At 69.8% G+C, this 20100-nt stretch carries 14 protein-coding genes; 4 read left to right on the top strand and 10 right to left on the bottom strand.

Translation table 11 applies throughout. The features are described from left to right. Positions 1-39 precede the first annotated feature (39 nt). Positions 40-663 (bottom strand): TetR/AcrR family transcriptional regulator, encoded by a 624-nt coding sequence (locus ACIRPX_RS23615; RefSeq protein WP_404197883.1) that lies wholly within the window; start codon positions 661-663, stop codon positions 40-42. Positions 664-852: 189 nt separating this feature from the next. Between ACIRPX_RS23615 and ACIRPX_RS23610 the strand changes: the two genes are divergently transcribed. Beyond that, positions 853-2400 (top strand): MFS transporter, encoded by a 1548-nt coding sequence (locus ACIRPX_RS23610; RefSeq protein ID WP_404197880.1) that lies wholly within the window; start codon positions 853-855, stop codon positions 2398-2400. 362 nt (positions 2401-2762) lie between these two features. Here the strand turns inward: ACIRPX_RS23610 and ACIRPX_RS23605 are convergent, their stop codons facing one another. The 3 genes from ACIRPX_RS23605 to ACIRPX_RS23595 form a co-directional block, all read right to left on the bottom strand. Next, complete coding sequence (locus tag ACIRPX_RS23605) at positions 2763-3668, bottom strand: ADP-ribosylglycohydrolase family protein (protein ID WP_404197877.1); 906 nt, start codon at positions 3666-3668, stop codon at positions 2763-2765. Between the two features lie 12 nt (positions 3669-3680). Further along, the gene (locus ACIRPX_RS23600) at positions 3681-4340 is read right to left on the bottom strand and encodes a histidine phosphatase family protein (RefSeq protein ID WP_404197875.1); all 660 of its coding nucleotides are present in this window, start codon (positions 4338-4340) and stop codon (positions 3681-3683) included. Between the two features lie 127 nt (positions 4341-4467). After that, positions 4468-5073, bottom strand: a complete 606-nt coding sequence (locus tag ACIRPX_RS23595) for a YdbC family protein (RefSeq protein WP_404197872.1) — start codon at positions 5071-5073, stop codon at positions 4468-4470. Positions 5074-5232: 159 nt separating this feature from the next. On the opposite strand from ACIRPX_RS23595, the gene ACIRPX_RS23590 reads away from it, so the two are divergent. Further along, positions 5233-5766: a TerD family protein gene (locus ACIRPX_RS23590; protein ID WP_404197869.1), complete on the top strand. Its 534-nt coding sequence runs from the start codon at positions 5233-5235 to the stop codon at positions 5764-5766. A 102-nt stretch (positions 5767-5868) separates the two neighbouring features. Here ACIRPX_RS23590 and ACIRPX_RS23585 read toward each other — a convergent pair whose 3' ends face one another. Next, positions 5869-8763 carry a vitamin B12-dependent ribonucleotide reductase gene (locus ACIRPX_RS23585; protein WP_404197867.1) on the bottom strand — a complete coding sequence of 965 codons (2895 nt, stop codon included), beginning with the start codon at positions 8761-8763 and terminating at the stop codon, positions 5869-5871. Positions 8764-8924: 161 nt separating this feature from the next. Beyond that, positions 8925-9485 (bottom strand): transcriptional regulator NrdR, encoded by a 561-nt coding sequence (gene nrdR / locus ACIRPX_RS23580; RefSeq protein ID WP_404197864.1) that lies wholly within the window; start codon positions 9483-9485, stop codon positions 8925-8927. Between the two features lie 562 nt (positions 9486-10047). Between nrdR and lexA the strand changes: the two genes are divergently transcribed. Then, positions 10048-10827 (top strand): transcriptional repressor LexA, encoded by a 780-nt coding sequence (lexA, locus tag ACIRPX_RS23575; protein ID WP_404197862.1) that lies wholly within the window; start codon positions 10048-10050, stop codon positions 10825-10827. 204 nt (positions 10828-11031) lie between these two features. Here the strand turns inward: lexA and ACIRPX_RS23570 are convergent, their stop codons facing one another. The 4 genes from ACIRPX_RS23570 to ACIRPX_RS23555 form a co-directional block, all read right to left on the bottom strand. After that, positions 11032-13044: an ATP-dependent DNA helicase gene (locus ACIRPX_RS23570; protein ID WP_404197860.1), complete on the bottom strand. Its 2013-nt coding sequence runs from the start codon at positions 13042-13044 to the stop codon at positions 11032-11034. A gap of 375 nt (positions 13045-13419) precedes the next feature. Then, positions 13420-14259 (bottom strand): GNAT family N-acetyltransferase, encoded by an 840-nt coding sequence (locus tag ACIRPX_RS23565; RefSeq protein ID WP_404197857.1) that lies wholly within the window; start codon positions 14257-14259, stop codon positions 13420-13422. Positions 14260-14476: 217 nt separating this feature from the next. After that, positions 14477-16441, bottom strand: coding sequence for an IucA/IucC family protein (locus ACIRPX_RS23560; protein ID WP_404197854.1), 1965 nt, complete (start codon positions 16439-16441; stop codon positions 14477-14479). A 111-nt stretch (positions 16442-16552) separates the two neighbouring features. Continuing rightward, positions 16553-18106 (bottom strand): aminotransferase class III-fold pyridoxal phosphate-dependent enzyme, encoded by a 1554-nt coding sequence (locus ACIRPX_RS23555; RefSeq protein WP_404197852.1) that lies wholly within the window; start codon positions 18104-18106, stop codon positions 16553-16555. 650 nt (positions 18107-18756) lie between these two features. On the opposite strand from ACIRPX_RS23555, the gene ACIRPX_RS23550 reads away from it, so the two are divergent. Beyond that, on the top strand, positions 18757-19989 hold the full coding sequence (locus ACIRPX_RS23550; protein ID WP_404197849.1) for a trypsin-like serine peptidase: 1233 nt from the start codon (positions 18757-18759) through the stop codon (positions 19987-19989). The last annotated feature ends 111 nt before the right edge of the window (positions 19990-20100 follow it).

The raw sequence follows: 20100 nt of genomic DNA, 5'->3' as shown, positions 1-20100 counted from the left end.
GTTTCCGTCAGCCGGGCCCGGGTCGTTCGCGGTTCGCCCTCAGGCGCCGCCCGGCCGGAGCAGCGGAAGCATCAACTGGTCGACCATGTCTTCGAGATCGCGATCTTCCCATTCGCTCCCGCGCATCTTGTTGCGGTACATCATGATGGCCGGGATGGCGTCGAAGACGTAGTCGTTCGCTGCGTCGGGGCGTACCTCGTTCCGCTCTATTCCACGGGTGATGATCTCGCGGAGCAGCTTGAGCACGGGTTCCACGATGCCGTCGAAGATCACGGCGTGGAAACGTTCGGCCTGGACCGGATCGCACTCGTGAATCACGGAGCGAACCGCGAAACCAGGCCGGGAGAACATCGCGTCGCGGGCTCCGCGGCACAGGGCGAGCAGGTCCTCCCGGACGCTGCCCGTGTCCGGGGCTTGCTCAAGACGCGGCAGTCCGGCCTGGAGCGCGTCCGCGACAAGATCCTCCTTGGACGGCCAGCGGCGGTAGACCGCCGCTTTTCCGGTCTGGGCGCCGGCGGCGACGCCCTCCATGGTGAGGCCGTTCCAGCCGACCGTGCTGAGCTGTTCCAGGGCGGCTTCGAGGATCGCGCGTTCGAGCACGGCGCCGCGCCGACGGAGGGAGGCCGCCTGAGCGGGGGCGGCCGTCCAGCGCGAGGTAACCATCTGAGTGTCTCCAGCTGGCATGGGGAGCGGGGTTTTCCGGGGACGGGGTGGCGCCGCGGGGCGGCGTCGGGGGATACGCCACGCGACACATCAATTTAAGTGAACGCTTGCGTTCTCTATTGGGGACTCACTACCGTTGACGAGACAGTGAACGCGAGCGTTCACTACCGTATTCGTGGGGGACCCATAGTGACAACCTCTCAATTGATCAAGGAACAGAAGCCGGGCAGGGCCCGCCGGGAAGGGCACCCCGGCATCGCGCTCGCCGTCATCGCGGCCTGTCAACTCATGGTCGTACTCGACGCGACGATTGTGAACATCGCGCTCCCGCACATTCAAAATGCGCTGGATTTCACCACCACCGACCTCACCTGGGTCGTCAGCGCCTACACACTCACTTTCGGTGGCCTGCTGCTTCTGGGCGGCCGGGCAGGTGACATCCTCGGCCGCCGCCGGGTCTTCATGACCGGCATCCTGTTGTTCACCCTCGCCTCCCTGCTCGGCGGACTCGCCCAGGAGCCCTGGCAGTTGCTGGCCGCGCGAGTCCTGCAGGGCATGGGTGGCGCGATCGCGTCGCCCACATCCCTGGCACTCATCACCACGACGTTCCCCGAGGGACCCGAGAGGAACCGGGCTTTCGGCGTCTTCGCCGCCGTCTCCGCGGGCGGTGGCGCGATCGGTCTGCTCGCGGGCGGCATGCTCACCGAGTGGCTCGACTGGCGCTGGGTGCTCTTTGTCAACGTGCCGATCGGTGTACTGATCGCCGTGCTCGCGCCGATGTACATCAGCGAGTCGGAACGGCACAGAGGCCGCTTCGACATCGCCGGCGCCGCGACCTCGACGGTCGGCATGGCCTCCCTCGTCTACGGATTCATCCGCGCGGCGGACGAAGGCTGGCGGGACAGCCTGACCCTCGGCTCCTTCGCCGCCGCCGCGGTCCTGCTGGCGGCCTTCGCGGTCATCGAGTCCCGGGCCAAGGAGCCGATCACCCCGCTGCGGATGTTCGCCGACCGCAACCGCTCGGGCACGTACGTGATCATGCTGACCCTGGCCGCCGCGATGTTCGGCATGTTCTTCTACATCGTGCTCTTCGTGCAGAACGTGCTGGGGTACACGCCGATCCAGGCCGGGCTGGCCTTCCTGCCGGTGACGGTGGTGATCGCGATCGGCGCGGGTCTGTCGCAGCGGTTCCTGCCCGTGCTCGGACCCAAGCCGTTCATGGTCACCGGCTCGGCGCTGGCCGTCGTCGGCCTGGCCTGGCAGACCCTCATCAGCTCCGACAGCACGTATGTCGGCGGGGTGCTCGGCCCGATGCTGGTGTTCGGCTTCGGCATGGGGCTCAACTTCGTGACGCTCACCGTCACGGCGGTCTCCGGTGTCGCCCAGCACGAGGCCGGCGCGGCCTCCGGACTGCTCAACGCCATGCAGCAGGTGGGCGGTTCGCTCGGTCTGTCCATCCTGACCACGGTCTTCGGCTCGGCCAGCAAGAACGAGGCGGAGAAGCAGGTGCCGAAGTTCCTCACGGGCGGTTCGCCGGAGCAGAAGGCGGAGTTCGCCAAGACGCACAATCTGCCCGGCACGTGGGGACACGAGGTGCTCGCCCACGGCATCTCGATGGCCTTCGTCGCCGCCGCCGCCATGGCCGTCGTCGCCCTCGCCACGGCGTGGTTCGTGATCCGGGTCCGCAAGAGCGATCTGGAGGCACTCTCCGGCGCGGCGGCCGCGCCGGTCGGCTGATCGGGGCGACGCGCCCGCACCGAACCGCGGGTGGCCGGACCGGGTCCAGGAGACCGACGGCGAGGACGCCGGTCCGGCCACGCGCACCAGCACCAGCACCAGCACCAGCACCAGCACCAGCACCAGCACCAGCACCGACAGGCTGAACACGGCCCGAAGCAGAAGTGCCGCCGATGCGACCACGAACTGCATGAACACCCCCCTGAAGCCTCGTGCGACTCCCGCCCGCACCGACCCGTGACCCACACGGTCGATGCCAGGACAACGGACGGGCCGTCACGCAGAGTTCCCGGTGAACACAGAGAGTTCTCGGGCCGGAGTCAGGCGGCCGTCCAACCGGAGACTTCCGCCGCAGACAGGCGTCAGGCCGACGCCCGGACCCAGCCCGGCAGGTCCTCGGTCCGCTCCAGCCACTCGGCCGGCGGCGACCCGGCCTTCCGCGCACCGAGCACACCGCCCACGATGGCGCAGGTCGTGTCCACGTCGCCGCCGACGCGCGCGGTCGTCCAGAACGCCCGCTCGTAGTCGCCGAGGGATCGCGCGGCCGACCAGAGGGCGAACGGCACGGTGTCATGGGCCGACGTACGCCGCCCGCAGCCCAGCACGGCCGCGACGGTGCCCGCGTCGCCGTAGTCGAACATGTCCCGGGCACGCCGCAGGCCCGCGCCCACGGCGCTCTTCGGGATGAGCGCGACGACGCCGTCGAGGAGTGCCTCGGGGCTCGGCGGGCCGCCGGGGGCGGCCGCCAGCGCGGCGGCCGCGGCGACCGCCATGGAACCGACGACGGCCTCACGGTGCTGGTGCGTGGGATAGGCCGAGATCTCCGCCTGGTGGGTCGCCTGCTCCGGGTCGTCCGCGTACCAGGCGCCGAGGGGGGCGATCCGCATCGCCGCGCCGTTGCCCCACGATCCCTGCCCGTTGAAGAGCGCCGCGGCCAGCTCGCGCCAGTCGCCGCCCTCCCGGACCAGTCGCAGCAGGCGGTTGACGGCGGGGCCGTATCCCCGGTCGAAGTCGTGGCGCTCGGCGAAGGAGTGCGCCAGCGCGTCCTGGTCGATGCGGCGGTGGGCGGTCAGGATCGCGACCACGGAACAGGCCATCTCCGTGTCGTCCGTCCACTGCCAGGGGCCGGACGGCAGCTCGTGCCGCTTGAGCAGCGGGAGGTTCGCCGGAACGAAGAACTGCGAGCCCAGCGCGTCCCCCACCGCGAGTCCACGCAGGCTGGCCAGGGCGCGGTCCAGGCGCCCTTCGGGAGAGGAATCAGGGGTCATCGCTTCGCCACTCTATCCGGTGATCCCGTACGGTTCCGGATCCCGCCAGCGCTCGAAGGGCCGGTCGAGCGTGTACTTCCCGTCCTCCCCGAGAACGAGCATCCGCATCTCCGCGTTCCCGGGGTTCGACAGCGACTCGAATTCCGCGACCGTCCAGTGGAACCAGCGCATGCAGAACAGCCGCATGGCGAGACCATGGGTCACCAGCAGCACGTTCGCGGGATGGTCCTGGGCCTCGAAGCTGCGGAACAGGCTCTCCAGGAAGCCGCCCACCCGGTCGTACACGTCGGCTCCGGACTCCCCCTGGGCGAAGCGGTAGAAGAAGTGGCCGTACGCGTCCCGGTACGCCTTCTGAAGGCGTACGTCGTCGCGGTCCTGCCAGTTGCCCCAGTCCTGCTCGCGCAGCCTGGGCTCCTCGCGCACCCGTATCAGCTCGGGGTCGAGGTGGAAGGCGCGCAGGGTCTCGTGGGTACGGCGGTAGGGCGACACGTACACGCTGACGCGCTCGCGGCCGAAGACGTCCCGAAGCCTCTTGCCGGTCTCCTCGGCCTGTCGCCATCCGCGCTCGGTCAGTGCCAGCGCGTGATCGGGCTCGCGTTCGTAGACGGTGTCATCAACATTGCCCGTTGACTCTCCGTGCCGGACAAGGACGATGCGCCGTGGTCTTGCCATGCCGAAACCCTAGATCGGACAACGGCTGATCGAGCACTCGTACGGGCTCCATACGGCGTAGGTCACACATTTCCTGCACCTCAGGTCACATCGGAGCGCACGAACAACGGGCCGGCGGGTCCAGTTCTCAAACGGTCCAGGTCGGCTCGAGTTCGACGATGTCGCCGGCGAGTGCCGCGACGTCCGCCTCCGTCTGGGCCCGTAGCGCCAGCCGCTCCACACGCTCCACGCGGTACTTGCCGTGCTCGGCGGACGAGCGCCACATCGACAGGACGAGGAACTCATGTCCCGGTGCCTCGCCGAACAGTCCGCGGATCATGCCCGGCGAGCCCGCCATGGCGGGGTTCCACACCTTCTCCTGCATCAGCGTGAAGTGCTCGGCGCGGTGCTCGTGGACCCGGCAGTGGGCGACGCGCACCAGGTCGGCGTCGGTGAAGCGTGGTTCGAAGCCCGTCTTCACGTCGAAGCGGTAGTCGAAGAGCTTGACCTGCGCGTCCTTGAACGTGCCCACCTGGGCCGCCGCCAGCCGGTCGTGGGAGCGGGCCATGAAGGAGTCGTAGAAGGCGCGGCTCTCCCAGAAGGCGAAAACGTGCGCCACACCTGTCCGTCCCCGGCTCCAGCCACCGCCCTGCCCCCGAAACCCCGGCTCCCCCAGAAGCCCCGCCCACTTTCGCTGCCCCCGCTCGAAGCCGCGGCGGTCCACCACGGTGCAGCGAATCCACTTGACCAGCACCGCGCCATGGTAAGGCCACGGAGCGTGGCGTCGGTCACGCTCGGGCGGACCGTGCTGCGGCACAGGGTGGTGCATGCGTGGCACGATGGACAACCGGCCTTGTCCGCCCCGCAGTTCAGGGCGGATGCGGCGCATGGGGAACGGGGAAGGGGAAGTCTGGTGAACGGCCTCAACAAAGCGATCCGCAAGGCCGAAGTCGCACTGAAATGGGACCCGAGTCCGGCAGGAGAGCCGCCCACCGATCTCGACATCATCGCCGCCACCTATCTGGCGAGCGATCCGTACGGCGAGCCCGTCTACGCGGTGCACTTCGACAGCCGGTCCCCCGACGGCACCATCTATCTCAACCGGGACAGCAAGGACGGCAAGGGCTTCGGCTGGGACGAGGTCATGACCCTCGAACTCGACCGGCTGGACAGCCGGTACGCGCGCGTGGTGGTCGGTGTCGTCATCCAGCAGCGCGCGGCGGAGCGGACCTTCGTCGCGGTGCGCAATCCGGGTGTGCGCATCCGCGAGGGCTACACCGTCCTGGCCGAGGACGACTTCGGCGGTGTTCTCGGTGCGACCGCGGCCACGATCGGCGCATTCACACGCGAGGGCTCCGGCGGTTGGGCCTTCCGCGCCGGCGTGCACGGCTTCGCGGACGACCCGGCGACGTTCACCCAGGTCATGGGCCGGGCGCAACCGTCCTGACGAGCACGGCACGGAGGAACGGAGAGGAGGGGCGCCGGCGCTCGGCCGGCGCCCCTCCTCCGTCAGGGCCTACCTGTCGGGCGGGGTGTCACCCCGCCCCCGTCAGCTGCAGCCGCTCGTCGAGCCGCAGCCCTCGCAGATGTAGCAGGAACCGGCCCGCTGCATCTTTGTGCCGCAGGAGAAGCAGAGCGGGGCGTCGGCCTGGATGCCCAGCTGCATCTCCACCAGCTCGGCGCTGGTGTGCGCCTGCTGCGGGGCGGGCTTGGCCGCCTCGACCTCGGCACGCGGCGTGGCCACGGCCGTCAGCTCCTGGGCGCGCGGCGCCGACTGGGCCAGGCCCTCGACGTCGACCTCGTCCTCGGAGGGCTCGTAGGAGCCGGTCTCCAGGTGACGCTGACGCTCCTCGGCGGAGTGGATGCCGAGCGCGGAGCGCGTCTCGAAGGGCAGGAAGTCCAGCGCCAGGCGGCGGAAGATGTAGTCGACGATCGACTGCGCCATCCGCACGTCCGGGTCGTCCGTCATGCCGGCCGGCTCGAAGCGCATGTTGGTGAACTTCGAGACGTACGTCTCCAGGGGCACGCCGTACTGGAGGCCGACGGAGACCGCGATGGAGAAGGCGTCCATCATGCCCGCGAGGGTCGAGCCCTGCTTGGACATCTTCAGGAAGACCTCGCCGAGACCGTCGTCCGGGTAGGAGTTGGCGGTCATGTAGCCCTCTGCGCCACCGACCGTGAAGGACGTCGTGATGCCGGGACGGCCCTTCGGGAGGCGCTTGCGGACGGGGCGGTACTCGATGACCTTCTCGACCGTCTCGCGGATGGCCGCCTCGGCCTTCTCCGTGATCTCGGTCTTCTCCTTCTCCTTGGTCTTGGCGGAGAGGGGCTGGCCGACCTTGCAGTTGTCCCGGTAGATGGCGAGCGCCTTGACGCCGAGCTTCCAGGCCTCGAAGTAGATCTCCTCGACCTCCTCGACGGTCGCCGACTCCGGCATGTTGACCGTCTTGGAGATGGCGCCGGAGATCCACGGCTGGATCGCGGCCATCATGCGGACGTGGCCCATCGGGGAGATGGCGCGCTCGCCCATGGCGCAGTCGAAGACCTCGTAGTGCTCGGGCTTGAGGCCGGGGGCGTCGATCACATTGCCGTGGTCGGCGATGTGGGCGACGATCGCCTCGATCTGCTCCTCCTGGTAGCCGAGGCGGCGCAGGGCCTGCGGGACCGTGCCGTTGACGATCTGCATCGAGCCGCCGCCGACCAGCTTCTTGAACTTGACCAGGGCGAGGTCGGGCTCGACACCGGTGGTGTCGCAGGACATCGCGAGACCGATCGTGCCGGTCGGGGCGAGCACGGACGCCTGGGAGTTACGGAATCCGTTCTTCTCGCCGAGGCGCACCACGTCCTGCCAGGACTCGGTGGCCGCGGCCCACACCGGGGTGTCGAGGTCGTCCATGCGGACGGCCACGGCGTTGGCGTCGGCGTGCTGCTTCATGACGCGGTTGTGGGCGCTCGCGTTGCGCGCGTACCCGTCGTACGGGCCGACGACCGCGGCGAGTTCGGCGGAGCGCCTGTACGCGGTGCCGGTCATCAGGGAGGTGATGGCACCGGCGAGGGCGCGGCCGCCGTCGGAGTCGTAGGCGTGGCCGGTCGCCATCAGCAGGGCGCCGAGGTTGGCGTAGCCGATGCCGAGCTGGCGGAACGCGCGCGTGTTCTCGCCGATCTTCTGCGTCGGGAAGTCCGCGAAGCAGATCGAGATGTCCATCGCGGTGATGACGAGCTCGACGACCTTCGCGAAGCGCTCGACCTCGAAGGACTGGTTGCCCTTGCTGTCGTCCTTCAGGAACTTCATCAGGTTCAGCGAGGCGAGGTTGCAGGACGTGTTGTCCAGGTGCATGTACTCGCTGCAGGGGTTCGAGCCGTTGATACGGCCGGACTCCGGGCAGGTGTGCCAGTGATTGATGACGTTGTCGTACTGGATGCCGGGGTCGGCGCAGGCCCAGGCGGCCTCGGCCATCTTGCGGAACAGGGCCTTGGCGTCGACCTCGTCGATGACCTCGCCGGTCATCCGCGCACGGAGGGCGAACGTGCCGCTCTGCTCGACCGCGTTCATGAACTCGTCGTTCACGCGGACCGAGTTGTTGGCGTTCTGGTACTGGACGGACGTGATGTCGTCGCCGCCCAGGTCCATGTCGAAGCCCGCGTCGCGCAGGGCGCGGATCTTCTCCTCCTCCTTCACCTTGGTCTCGATGAAGCCCTCGACGTCCGGGTGATCGACGTCGAGGATGACCATCTTGGCGGCACGGCGGGTGGCACCACCGGACTTGATGGTGCCGGCGGAGGCGTCGGCGCCGCGCATGAAGGAGACCGGGCCGGAGGCGTTGCCGCCGGAGGAGAGCAGCTCCTTGGAGGAGCGGATGCGGGAGAGGTTCAGGCCCGCGCCGGAACCGCCCTTGAAGATCATGCCCTCTTCCTTGTACCAGTCGAGGATCGACTCCATGGAGTCGTCGACGGACAGGATGAAGCAGGCGGAGACCTGCTGGGGCTGCTTGGTGCCCACGTTGAACCAGACGGGGCTGTTGAAGCTGAAGATCTGGTGCAGGAGGGCGTACGCCAGCTCGTGCTCGAAGATCTCGGCATCGGCGGGCGAGGCGAAGTACTTGTTGTCCTCGCCGGACTTCCGGTACGTCTTCACGATGCGGTCGATCAGCTGCTTGAGGCTGGTCTCGCGCTGCGGGGTGCCGACGGCACCGCGGAAGTACTTGCTGGTGACGATGTTGACCGCGTTCACCGACCAGAAGTCGGGGAACTCGACGCCGCGCTGCTCGAAGTTGACCGAGCCGTCGCGCCAGTTGGTCATGACGACGTCACGGCTCTCCCAGGCCACCTCGTCGTACGGGTGCACGCCGGGGGTGGTGTGGATGCGCTCGATACGCAGTCCCTTGGCCGCCTTGCTGCCCTTGGCTCGGGAACTCCGTGCCGGACCGCTCGCCGTCTCTGTCATGCCGCCTCCCTGTAGGGGCTAAAACGCCCTGAAGTGCCCCGTTGTTCCCGTGGCACGGTGTTGTGACTGGTGTTGCGGGCAGCTCGCGCTGCCCTCCGCAACAGGTCTTCGGTCGCCGCCTCGCGGCCGGTTCCGGGTCTCGGCCCGGTTCCGGCAGCCCGTCAGTCGGCGGCGTGGGCGGGCTCGGGGACCTCGACGGTCCCTCCGCGCCCGCGATCGTCTTCCTGGCTCCCTGCGACGGCGTCCTCGCGGTCTTCGTCGTCCGCGGCGGCGGGTCGCGTCCCCTCCCTGAGCTCCGCGATGGCCGCCTCGAAGTCGTCGAGCGAGTCGAACGCCCGGTAGACGGAGGCGAATCGCAGATACGCGACGAGGTCGAGCTCCTGCAACGGGCCGAGTATGGCCAGCCCCACGTCGTGGGTGGTCAGCTCGGCGCTTCCCGTGGCCCGCACCGCCTCTTCGACCCGCTGGCCGAGCTGGGCGAGTGCGTCCTCGGTGACAGGCCGTCCCTGACATGCCTTGCGCACGCCGTTGATGACCTTGGTACGACTGAAAGGCTCGGTGACCCCGGACCGCTTGACCACCATGAGCGAACACGTCTCCACGGTCGTGAAACGACGGGAGCAGTCCGGACACTGGCGGCGCCTGCGGATCGACGTGCCGTCGTCGGTCGTACGACTGTCGACGACCCGGCTGTCGGGGTGCCTGCAGAAGGGGCAGTGCATAACTCCCAACCCTCCTCACAGCAGACTCAATAGCCTCGCCGGGCCTCACGAGCCCCTCGAAGCAGCCCTAAGCATAGGCGATCTCTCGGAGCCTGATGACCCGGGGGACCACAACTTCTGGGCTGCTGATGAAATCCAACCACTAGATGTGGTGTTCGGCCAGCCATACACGCCACGCGCGCGTGTCGCGCGAGGATTGGCATGTGCCACCCGCCCGCGGCGGCACGGCGGATCCGCTGGTGCACGGGCGTACCGTTACGGCACATGCGGAGATACCGTGGGCGCCGCAGGGAGAGGGCGTGGGGCTCCCGCAGAGATGGGAGTCCGCCTCCTGTTGACGGAATGCCGGATGGCAGACTGGGCAGGAACCCACGAGGCCAGCACCCCGGCGGTGAAGAGTACAACAATGGGCCCTTTTGCCCGCCAGGTGCCGCGTTAGCTATACACCCAGACACATGATCAAGTCAGGCTCTCCGCGGTTTTTCACTCGAACGTGTGTTTGGCGCAACCTTTCGAAACCAACTACCGTTGTCCAGCAGGGAGACCATCGAGAGGGGCCGACGTGACCACCACCGCAGACAGTGCCACCATCACTGCCCAGGACCGCTCCCAGGGCCGACTCGAGCCGGTGCATGCGATGAACGAAGCCGTGAACCCCGAGGGGCACAAGCGCTCCCTGCCGGGGCGACCTCCAGGCATCCGGGCGGACAGTTCCGGGCTCACCGACCGACAGCGCCGGGTGATCGAGGTCATCAGGGACTCCGTGCAGCGGCGCGGCTACCCGCCGTCGATGCGGGAGATCGGCCAGGCGGTCGGCCTGTCCAGCACCTCCTCGGTCGCGCACCAGCTGATGGCACTGGAGCGAAAGGGGTTCCTGCGGCGTGACCCGCACCGCCCGCGCGCGTACGAGGTCCGCGGTTCCGACCAGGGCACCTCGGCGCAGCCCACCGACACCGCCGGCAAGCCCGCCGCGTCCTACGTCCCGCTGGTCGGCCGCATCGCCGCCGGTGGCCCGATCCTCGCCGAGGAGTCGGTCGAGGACGTCTTCCCCCTCCCCCGCCAACTGGTCGGCGACGGCGAACTGTTCGTCCTGAAGGTCGTCGGTGACTCCATGATCGAGGCCGCGATCTGCGACGGCGACTGGGTCACGGTCCGCCGCCAGCCTGTCGCCGAGAACGGCGACATCGTCGCGGCGATGCTCGACGGCGAAGCCACCGTCAAGCGCTTCAAGCGCGAGGACGGCCATGTCTGGCTCCTCCCGCACAACGCCGCGTACGAGCCGATCCCCGGCGACGACGCGACCATCCTCGGCAAGGTGGTGGCAGTGCTGCGCCGTGTATGACGGCCGCGGCGGGCGATGCCTACGGGCCGCCCTCTGATCCGGGCCCCGGGACCCCTGCGCCGGTTCCGGGGCCCTGTGCTGTCCGGGGCCGCCCGGAATTCCATGGGCGTGTGAATGCCCCGGCACCCGCCGGACGGCCGTCGGCCTGCGGCCGGGTGGATGGCATGGGGCGACGCCAGGCCACCCCCGGCCACTGCTTCCTGGTCACTCCGCCTCTGCGTGCTCCTCCCCGTGTTCCTCGGTCTCCTCCTCCGCCTTCTTCGCCACCGCGTCGATCGCCGCCAGCGACCTGCGGACCTGGTTACGGTCCGTCGTGTACCAGAAGTCCGGCAGCGACGCCTTGAGATAGCTGCCGTACCGGGCCGTGGCCAGCCGCTGATCGAGTACGGCGACCACGCCGCGATCCCCCGACGCCCGTACGAGGCGACCGGCGCCCTGAGCCATGAGCAGCGCCGCGTGGGTGGCGGCGACCGCCATGAAGCCGTTGCCTCCCGCGTCCTCCACCGCCTTCTGGCGGGCACTCATCAACGGGTCGTCCGGACGCGGGAACGGGATCTTGTCCATGACGACCAACTGGCAGCTGGTGCCGGGGACGTCGACGCCCTGCCAGAGCGACAGCGTGCCGAAGAGACAGGTCTTCGGATCGGCGGCGAAATTCTTGATCAGCTCGCCCAGCGTCTCCTCCCCCTGGAGGAGGATCGGGAACTGCGGGATGCGCGAGCGCAGTTCCTCCGCGGCGAGTTGGGCGCCCCGCATGGAGGAGAACAGTCCGAGAGTGCGGCCGCCGGCTGCCTGGACCAGCTCCGACAGCTCGTCCAGCATGTCGGCGCGGTCGCCGTCGCGCGCGGGGCGGGACAGGTGCTTGGCCACGTAGAGGATGCCCTGCCGGGGGTAGTCGAAGGGCGAGCCGACGTCGACGCCCTTCCACTGCGGAAGGTCCTCGCCCTCCGTGCCCTCCGGCGAGAGCCCGAGCGAGGCCCCGACGCCATTGAAGTCGCCGCCCAGCTTCAGCGTCGCGGACGTCAGCACGACGGAGCGGTCCGCGAAGAGCTTCTCCCGCAGCAGTCCCGACACGGACATCGGGGCGACACGCAGGGAGGCACCGAAGCGGTCATGGCGCTCGTACCACACGACGTCCCACTCGGAGCCGTTCGTGATCCGCTCGGCCACGTCGTGCACCGACTCCACGGACGCCAGCGCCTGCTTGCGCACCGCGTCCTCGTCCTGGACGGACTTGTCGCGGGTCGCGCCGATCCCGGAGATCACCGTGCGGCAGGCGTCGCGCAGAGCCATGAGCGCGTACCCGAGGTCCTCCGGGATCTCCTCCAGGCGGCCTGGCAGGGCGAGCTCCATCAGCCGCTCGAAGCCCTCGGCGGCGGTCTGGAGCTGGTCGGCCGCCTTCTCGTTGACCAGCTTGGCCGCGCGGCGCACCGCGCGGTTGACCTGGCCAGGCGTGAGTTCGCCGGTGGCGACTCCCGTGACGCGCGAGACGAGTTCGTGCGCCTCGTCGACGATCAGCACCTCGTGCTGCGGGAGGACCGGGGCACCCTCGATGGCGTCGATCGCGAGCAGCGCGTGGTTGGTCACGACCACCTCGGCCAGCTTGGCGCGCTCGCGGGCCATCTCGGCGAAGCACTCGGCGCCGTACGCGCACTTCGTCGCCCCCAGGCACTCACGGGAGGAGACCGACACCTGCGCCCAGGCGCGGTCGGACACTCCGGGCGTGAGGTTGTCGCGGTCCCCGGTCTCCGTCTCGTCCGACCAGTCGCGCAGGCGCAGCAAGTCCTGGCCCAGCTTGCTGGTGGGTGCGGCCGCCTCGAACTGGTCGAAGAGCCCCTCCTCCTCGTCCTGCGGCACCCCCTCGTGCAAGCGGTGCAGACAGAGGTAGTTCGACCTGCCCTTCAGCATCGCGAACTCCGGGCGGCGGCGCAGCAGGGGGTGCAGCGCCTCGACGGTGCGCGGCAGGTCCCGTTCGACCAGCTGCCGCTGCAGCGCAAGGGTGGCTGTCGCCACGACGACGCGCTCCCCGTGCGCGAGCGCGGGCACGAGATAGCCGAGCGACTTTCCGGTGCCGGTGCCGGCCTGGACCAGCAGATGGGAGCCGTCGTCGATCGCCTCAGCGACGGCTTCGGCCATGGTCACCTGGCCGGGGCGCTCCGAACCGCCGACGGCAGTGACGGCAGCATGCAGGAGTTCGGGGAGTGAGGGCTTCGTCATAGCTCGACCACCCTACGGCCCGGCACTGACAACGGGGCGATCAAGGCGGGGAGGAGGGGCAGGATCAAGACCGGGGCTCCTTTGTGCGCGGTGGAGCGGATCGGTTGGATCGGCGGGATCGATTGGACCGGTTGGATCGATTGGATCGGCGGGATCGGTTGCCATCGCTTGCACCGGTTGGCATCGCTTGGGGCTGTGGCTGTCGATGCTCGGCGCGGCTGCCATCGCTTGGGAACGGCGGTTGCCGTCGCTCGGCGCGGCTCTTGCGGCTCGGTGCGGCTCCTGCGGCTCGTGCGGCTGCGGGCGAAGACGTTGGCGATGGGAACCCGATCGGCGTGAGCGGTGTACCAAAAGTGACGATGCCGGTGCACGGCGTCACAGCAGATTGCGCAGGGACCGGTCCCGGACCACGAGTGCGGCCCGCTTGGTGGGCAGGTCGACCTCGGCGGAGAACCGGAAACCGGCGCTCAGGAAGGCAGCGACGGAGGGGGTGTTGCGAAGGTCGGGTTCCGCGATGACGCGTGCACAGGCTGGGCGCTTGTTGAGCGCGAGGTCGGCGACGGCCCTGAGCAGGGTGCTGCCGAGCTTGCGTCCACGGTCGGCGACTTCACCGATGAGGAGGTGGATTCCGGTGTCATGAGGCCGAAGGGGAAAGTGGCGGGCCAAAGGGTCGAGGTCCGCCCGGTAGATCTCCCAGTAACTCATCGGCGTGCCCTCCAGCACACCAAGGCAGGGAACGCTGCGTCCGTCCCCGGAAAGCTGGGCCCGCAGGTGGCTCTCGATCACGGCCCGAGGTCCGGCCAGCTCCCAGAATTCCGCGACGGCTGGGTCGTTCATCCAGCGGTTGATGAGCGGTAGATCCCGCTCGACCTGCACGGGGACGAGCTGGAACACACCCGCGGGTGTGACCGTCGGTCCCCAGGCGGCGACATGGTCGAGGAGGTCCTCGTCGGCCGTGGCGAAGACGGCAGGCGCGGCGACGAGGGCAGGCCCGGTGACGAGGGTGGGTGCAGCCATGGGCGCCTCGCTGCGCGCCTCGCCGGTGTCTGCTTCCGCCGCGAAGAGCGCGATCAGCTCGTCGGGCAGCCGCAGATCCAGCGTGTCCTCGCTGTCCGTGCCCGCGGCGGCGCGGCTCTCGGCGGGATCGGGACTCGTATCGGCGCCGGTGTCGGTGGCGGCGGTGGCTGCGTGGGCGGTGGCGTCGGTGGGAGGCACGGCGACGCTCCTCTCAGAAGTCGGGGTGGGGCATGTTCCTCGGAGCGGAAGGGAGTTGGTGTCGGTCGGTGGCGGCCGGCGATGGTCGGCCACGGCCCGCGTCCCACGGGATTCGGCGTCGGTAAGAGATGGCTGTCAGGAGCCGCCGTCAGTCAAAGGCGATCGTCGGAGGCGCTCGTCAGAGGCGCTCGTCAGAGGCGGTCGTCGGAGGCGGCTGTCAGAGGAGGAGGGGATTGGAGATGGTGACGTAGACGGACTGGGTGTCGACCGGGCCGACCAGTTCGTCCAGCCCGTGCAGCCGGGTCAGCAGGTTGGCCTTGCAGCGCAGGACGGGTGAGTCGAGCAGGTGGGCCGGGAGCGAGGTGCGCAGTCGGGCAGGGCCGGAGGCGACGTCATCGAGGAAGCGGCGGAAGGCGGCGAGCAGCAGCCGCTCGTCGGCCAGGCGTTGCGAACCGAAGGCACCGATGAGGCCGAGCACATTGTTGATGGCGAGGTAGTAGACGAAGCGCTCGTCGGTGACCTCGTCGGAGACGAAGGTGTCGCTGCGCTCGCCGATACCGGGCAGCCGCGCGTCGAGTTCCGTACGGCGGGACTCACGGAAGTAGTAGCCCTGGTTGTCCCGGTAGCGGCCGCCTGCGGGCCAGCCCTCGGGGTCCAGTAGAAGCAGGGTGTTCTGCTGATGGGCCTCCAAGGCGATCCCCGCCTCCGCGTCCAGCCAGAGCACGGGGCGTACGACCTGTTCGAGGTAGCGCAGAAACCACTCGGCGGCCACGGCACCGCGAGGCCGGCCCGTGCGGTCCGCAAGACGGGTGATGACCACGGCCAGGCGGGATCGCAGGATCCGCGGCTCGTTGTGGGAGCGGGATGCCGGCTCGGGAAGGGCTGCCGATTCCGGGCGGGAGGCCAACTCCGGGCAGGGTGCCGGGCCTGCAAGAGCGCCCGCTCCTGGCTGCGGCCGGGGCGTGACGAGCCCGGCGACGCACGAAACATCGTCCGAGGGGCCGAAGGGGTTGTGCCGGATCATCACGTCGAGACCGGGGACGGGGGTGCCCTCCGGGACGTCGACCGCGAGCCAGGCCGGGTCGCGGACGATGTCGAACCCCGGGTGCGCGGCCCGCCACTGCCGGGACAGCCCGCTGCGCAGCAGGCGGTGCACCTCGACGCCGCGGTGCAGTTCCTTGCGGAGGTTCTCGCGGCGGGAGTTGGTGATCCGCAGGCCCAGCGACAGTTTGAGCATGGCGGGAGCACCGGTCCGGTGGACGGTGCGCACGGAGGAGGTGGGATACCAGGGAGCACCGGCTGGACCCAGGTCGCAAAGGAGCCCGGCGTCGATCAATGCCGCGACCTCGGGGCGTTGCCGGACCTCGCGGAACTGCCAGGGATGCATGGGGAGCGCCGCATAGCCGTCGGGCAGGGGCAGCTCGGTTTCGGCGAGCCGGGCGGTGAGCTGGGGCGCGTGGACGGCGCGGCCACGCTCGGTCCAGGCGGAGTCGGTGGCGAGAAGGGCGGGTGCGACAGCCAGCCAGTGAAGGGGGAAGGAGCCGCGCAACTCCGGTGAGTACAGATGCGCTTCGGCTTCGGAGAGGCCTTCCCGGCTCTTCGCCGTCGGGTGCAGCGGGTGTCCGAGCACGAGTGCTTGCTCGGCGGAGAGGAAGAGATCGGTCCCGTCGCACGGGTGTGCGCGGCGCTCACCGATGAAGGTGGCGGTACGACGGAAGGAGTCGACGACGCGAGAGACCAGGTCGGAGGCGGTCGTGGCCCGGGTGCCGGACGTCTCGCGGGCGAGCAGGGCGGCGACGGTGACCGCGTCGGCCGGTGACGAGGGGGCGGGGGTGCCCTCGAAGTACGGGCGTCCGAAGCGGTGCCACCCCGTCGCAGACCAGTGGTGCACCGGAGTCAGGAGCGTGGTGCCGCTGGCGGGGAGGGGGATGCGGAGCGTGCCGTCGGCGGGGGCCGGGAGGTCGGCTTCCCGTACCCAGCAGCGCAGCAGGTTCTCGATGGTCGCGGCGTCTGCTGCGGTGGTCGGGTCGGGGTGTTCGAGGGGGTCGGCGTGTTCGAGGAGGTCGGAAGCGGGGAGAGGGGAGGAGTCGGTGATCGGGGCTCGTCTCTGTCCGGGGACCCTGTCGGGGGCGTCGGTTTTCGGCGGGTGGGCGTCAGCGCCGGGTGTGCGGGTGGTGTTCAAAGCGATCCTCGTGGGTGGTTCCGGATCAGGCGCGGTGGCGAGCCGGGGGTACGGCGCGCGGACGACGGTGTCGAGCGGGGCGTACGACTGCGGGCAGGCTGCGGGCAGGCGTCAGCTGCCGCGCCGGACGGCCCTCTTGGCGCGGTCTTCCTGGCTCCGGAGTTCAACGTCGGCTTCCTGCGGCCGGTGCGGTCCGGCGGGGCTGCCGGCGTGGGCTCGCGCCACCGCCTGGACGGCGTCGGCCAGGCGGTCGAGTACCGCGGCCGCCTGTTCGTCGCTGATCGTCAGGGGTGGGAGCAGCCGTACGACGCTCGCGTGCGGGCCACCGAGATCGACGATCAGGCCGCGGCGCAGGCACTCCCGCTGGACGGCGGCCGCGATGCCGGGAGCGGGCAGGGGGAGGCAGGAGTCGACGGCCGGTGTCGACGCCCCCGTGCCGAGTCCGTCGTAGGCCGTGCTCTCCCTCCTGACCGCGAGATCCTCACCGGCCTCCGCTTCCACGAGCTCATCGACATCGGCCATGCCGGCCATGTCAGTGGAGCCGGCGAAGTCGGTGAAGTCGGTGGAGTCGGTGATGTCCACGAACTCGATACCGATCATCAGGCCCCTCCCGCGTACGTCCCCCACGCAGGCAAACTCCTTCTGCAGTGCGCGGAGTTGATCAAGCATGCGGGCGCCAAGGGCGGCGGCCCGGGCGGGGAGGTGGTTTTCGCGGACGTAGGTGAGGGTGGCCGTGCCCGCCGCCATGGCGAGTTGGTTGCCGAGGAACGTGTCCGAAAGGGCGCCGGGTTGCCCGACGTCGAGCTCGTCGCGGTAGACCAGCACGGCGAGCGGGAGGCTGCCGCCGATGGCCTTGGAGAGCACCATGACGTCGGGGGTGACACCGCTGTGCTCCACCGCCCAGAAGGCACCGGTGCGTCCGACGCCCGTCTGCACCTCGTCGGCGATCAGCGGAAGGGAGCGGTCGGCGGTGATCTCCCACATCCGCCGCATCCAGGCGTCCGGCACGGGGATCACGCCGTTCTCGCTCTGGACCGGGTCGAGGATCACGCCGGCGGGGCGGGGCATGCCCGGTTCGGGATCGTCGAGGGCGGACTCGGCCCAGCGAGCGGCGAGTTCGAAGTCCCGAGGCCCGCCGACGCCGGAAGCGCAGCGAGGGTGCGGGCCACCGACGCCGGAATCCCACCTGTAGTGAGGGCCACCGTTGCCGCAATCCCAGCGTTCGTCAGTTCCGCCGGCTCCGGAAGCCCGGCCGTCGTTCCGGGGACGGGGCAGCCGCTCGGCCGGGGTGTCGTCGGCTTCACCCGGCATCGCCACCGCTTCGGCGGTCACGCCGTGGCGGGCGCCCGAGAAGGTCAACATGCCGCTGCGGCCGGTCGCGGCCCGTACCAGCCGGAATGCGGCCTCCACCGCATCCGTCGCCCTCGGCCCGCAGAACCGCACGCGCGCGTGACCGGCGAGCCCGGGCGGCAGAGTGCGGAACAGTTCGGCGACGAAGGCGTCCTGGGTGGGGGTCCCGAGGTCGAACGCGTGCAGGGGCGCGCCCGAGTCCAGGACCCTGCGGATCGCCTGCAGCACGACCGGGTGGTTGTGGCCGAGGGCGAGCGCCCCGGCGCCGGAGAGACAGTCGAGGTAGCGGCGGCCGTCGGCGCCCTCGACGGTCATCCCTCGCGCTCGTACGGGCACGACCGGCACGGCCCGCGCATAGGTCCGCGCAGCCGATTCGCGCGCCGGCTGGCGCCGCGGTGGCCCTGCGCGCACGGCCCGGGCCGGTCCTGAAACGCCGCCGGCGTCCTCGCCCTCGGCGCTCACGCCGGTCGTACGGCCCGCGCGGGCCCCCGTTGACGCACTCCCCCGGCACGCAGGCTCGGCCACGGCTCTCAGTCCTCCCGCCCACACAGGAACAGGGGACCGCCTACGGACAGCAGACCCCCCACCGCTACCAACACCCCGTGACCGACCGGGTTACGGGCTGCTTCAAGATCCTTGGCGCACGACGCGCCTTCCCGACCCCCGCCTCACTCCCCGGCGCCTGCCCGCGCGCCTCCGTCTCGGCCTTCCCCCCCCACCCGCTCCGCGCACGCCCCGCGGAGCCGCTCCCCACCGCCCCCCACCACGCCCAGCGACTCCAACCAACCGCCATTCAGGACGAATTACCTGATCAGAGACTCCGTAGCGAAACCGTTGCCGTTCCGTCGGCGGCCACCCACAGCGAGCGCATAGTGTGTGGTGCCGTTGTCAGACAGACCTGACAGACCTGACAGGCCCGCGGGCCCGACAAGCCCAGTACGTTCATCTCAGGGGGAGTTCAGACCATGCGATCCATACGGCCGTCGTTCCACGTCCGGCGAGACAGGAGTACGCGCCGCAGGACCTCGCCCGTTCTCGCCGCCATGGTCCTCACGTCGGCGCTGACGCTGACCGCCACCGCATGCACCTCGGGTGACGACAAGGCCGACGGCCAGGCGGCAGCGTCCGCGGCCGGCACCTCGGGCTCCGGTGACGGCAAGATCAAGATCCCGGACGACATCAGGAACAAGCTCAAAGAGCACGGGATCGACATCGACAAGTGGAAAGACGGCGCCTGGAAGAACTGGAACAAGGACGACTGGCTGCGCGAGGCCAACGACTTCGTCAACCCGATCATCAAGGGTCTGTGGGACCCGGACCGGATGCGGGGTGCCAACGACCCGGACAAGAGTGTCGACGACAACGACCTCTCCGGTGACCAGGGGGTGACCGACCGGACACCGACGCCGGTGGACGCGAAGGCCGTGGCGCCTACGTACCACGCCAACGCGGCGACGGCCGGGAAGGTGTTCTTCGACTCCCCCGAAGGCACGATGGTCTGCTCGGCCACGGTCGTGGAGGACCCGGCCCACCCCGGCAAGTCGAACCTCGTCTGGACCGCGGGCCACTGCGTGCACGCCGGCAAGAAGGGCGGCTGGTACCGCAACATCGCCTTCGTGCCGTCGTACAACGACGCGGGCAGGAGCACGGCCCAGCTGCAGAACGCGAGCAGGGCGGAAGTGGCTCCCTACGGCGTCTACTGGGCCGACTGGGCGCAGACCTCGCAGCAGTGGATCGAGCAGGGCGGTGAGACGGGCGGCGACGGTGCGCCGTACGACTACGCCGTCATCCATGTGACGCCGGAGAAGGGCGGCAACGGCAAGTCACTGGAGGAGACGGTCGGTTCGGCGCTTCCTGTGGACTTCAACGCCCCGGCCGTGCCGAAGGTTCCCAGCATCACCGCGAACGGCTACCCCGCCGCCGCGCCGTACGACGGCCAGAAGCTGTACCGGTGCACGGACCGGCCGGGCCGGCTGTCGATCAGTGCCTCGGCCCCGACGATGTACCGCATCGGATGCACCATGACCGGCGGTTCGTCCGGCGGCGGCTGGGTCGCCGACGGCTCGGACGGCAAGCCCGCGCTGGTGTCGAACACCTCGATCGGCCCGGTGACCTCGGGCTGGCTGGCCGGTCCCCGACTGGGTGACGTGGCCAAGGGTGTGTACGACTCTGTGAGCAAGAAGTTCGCCGGGCAGTGACCGACCGGTAGGCACAGACGGGGGCGGGCCCCTCGGAGAAACCGTCACCGTCCCGTCCCCGTTCGCCCTCAACTCCACGGGCACAGTGGGGTGTCGCTTCCCAGAGACAGG

It is taken from the genome of Streptomyces sp. NPDC101225, assembly GCF_044767585.1.
Taxonomy (GTDB): Bacteria; Actinomycetota; Actinomycetes; order Streptomycetales; family Streptomycetaceae; genus Streptomyces.
This window is presented reverse-complemented; position numbering and strand designations above follow the sequence as displayed.

What these genes read in the sequence shown, in the direction of transcription:
- ACIRPX_RS23615 (WP_404197883.1), bottom strand. Translation starts at nt 663, where the DNA reads ATGGTTACCTCGCGCTGGACGGCCGCCCCCGCTCAGGCGGCCTCCCTC.
- ACIRPX_RS23550 (WP_404197849.1), top strand. Translation starts at nt 18,757, where the DNA reads ATGCGATCCATACGGCCGTCGTTCCACGTCCGGCGAGACAGGAGTACG.
- ACIRPX_RS23600 (WP_404197875.1), bottom strand. Translation starts at nt 4,340, where the DNA reads ATGGCAAGACCACGGCGCATCGTCCTTGTCCGGCACGGAGAGTCAACG.
- ACIRPX_RS23585 (WP_404197867.1), bottom strand. Translation starts at nt 8,763, where the DNA reads ATGACAGAGACGGCGAGCGGTCCGGCACGGAGTTCCCGAGCCAAGGGC.
- ACIRPX_RS23570 (WP_404197860.1), bottom strand. Translation starts at nt 13,044, where the DNA reads ATGACGAAGCCCTCACTCCCCGAACTCCTGCATGCTGCCGTCACTGCC.
- ACIRPX_RS23555 (WP_404197852.1), bottom strand. Translation starts at nt 18,106, where the DNA reads ATGACCGTCGAGGGCGCCGACGGCCGCCGCTACCTCGACTGTCTCTCC.
- ACIRPX_RS23605 (WP_404197877.1), bottom strand. Translation starts at nt 3,668, where the DNA reads ATGACCCCTGATTCCTCTCCCGAAGGGCGCCTGGACCGCGCCCTGGCC.
- nrdR (WP_404197864.1), bottom strand. Translation starts at nt 9,485, where the DNA reads ATGCACTGCCCCTTCTGCAGGCACCCCGACAGCCGGGTCGTCGACAGT.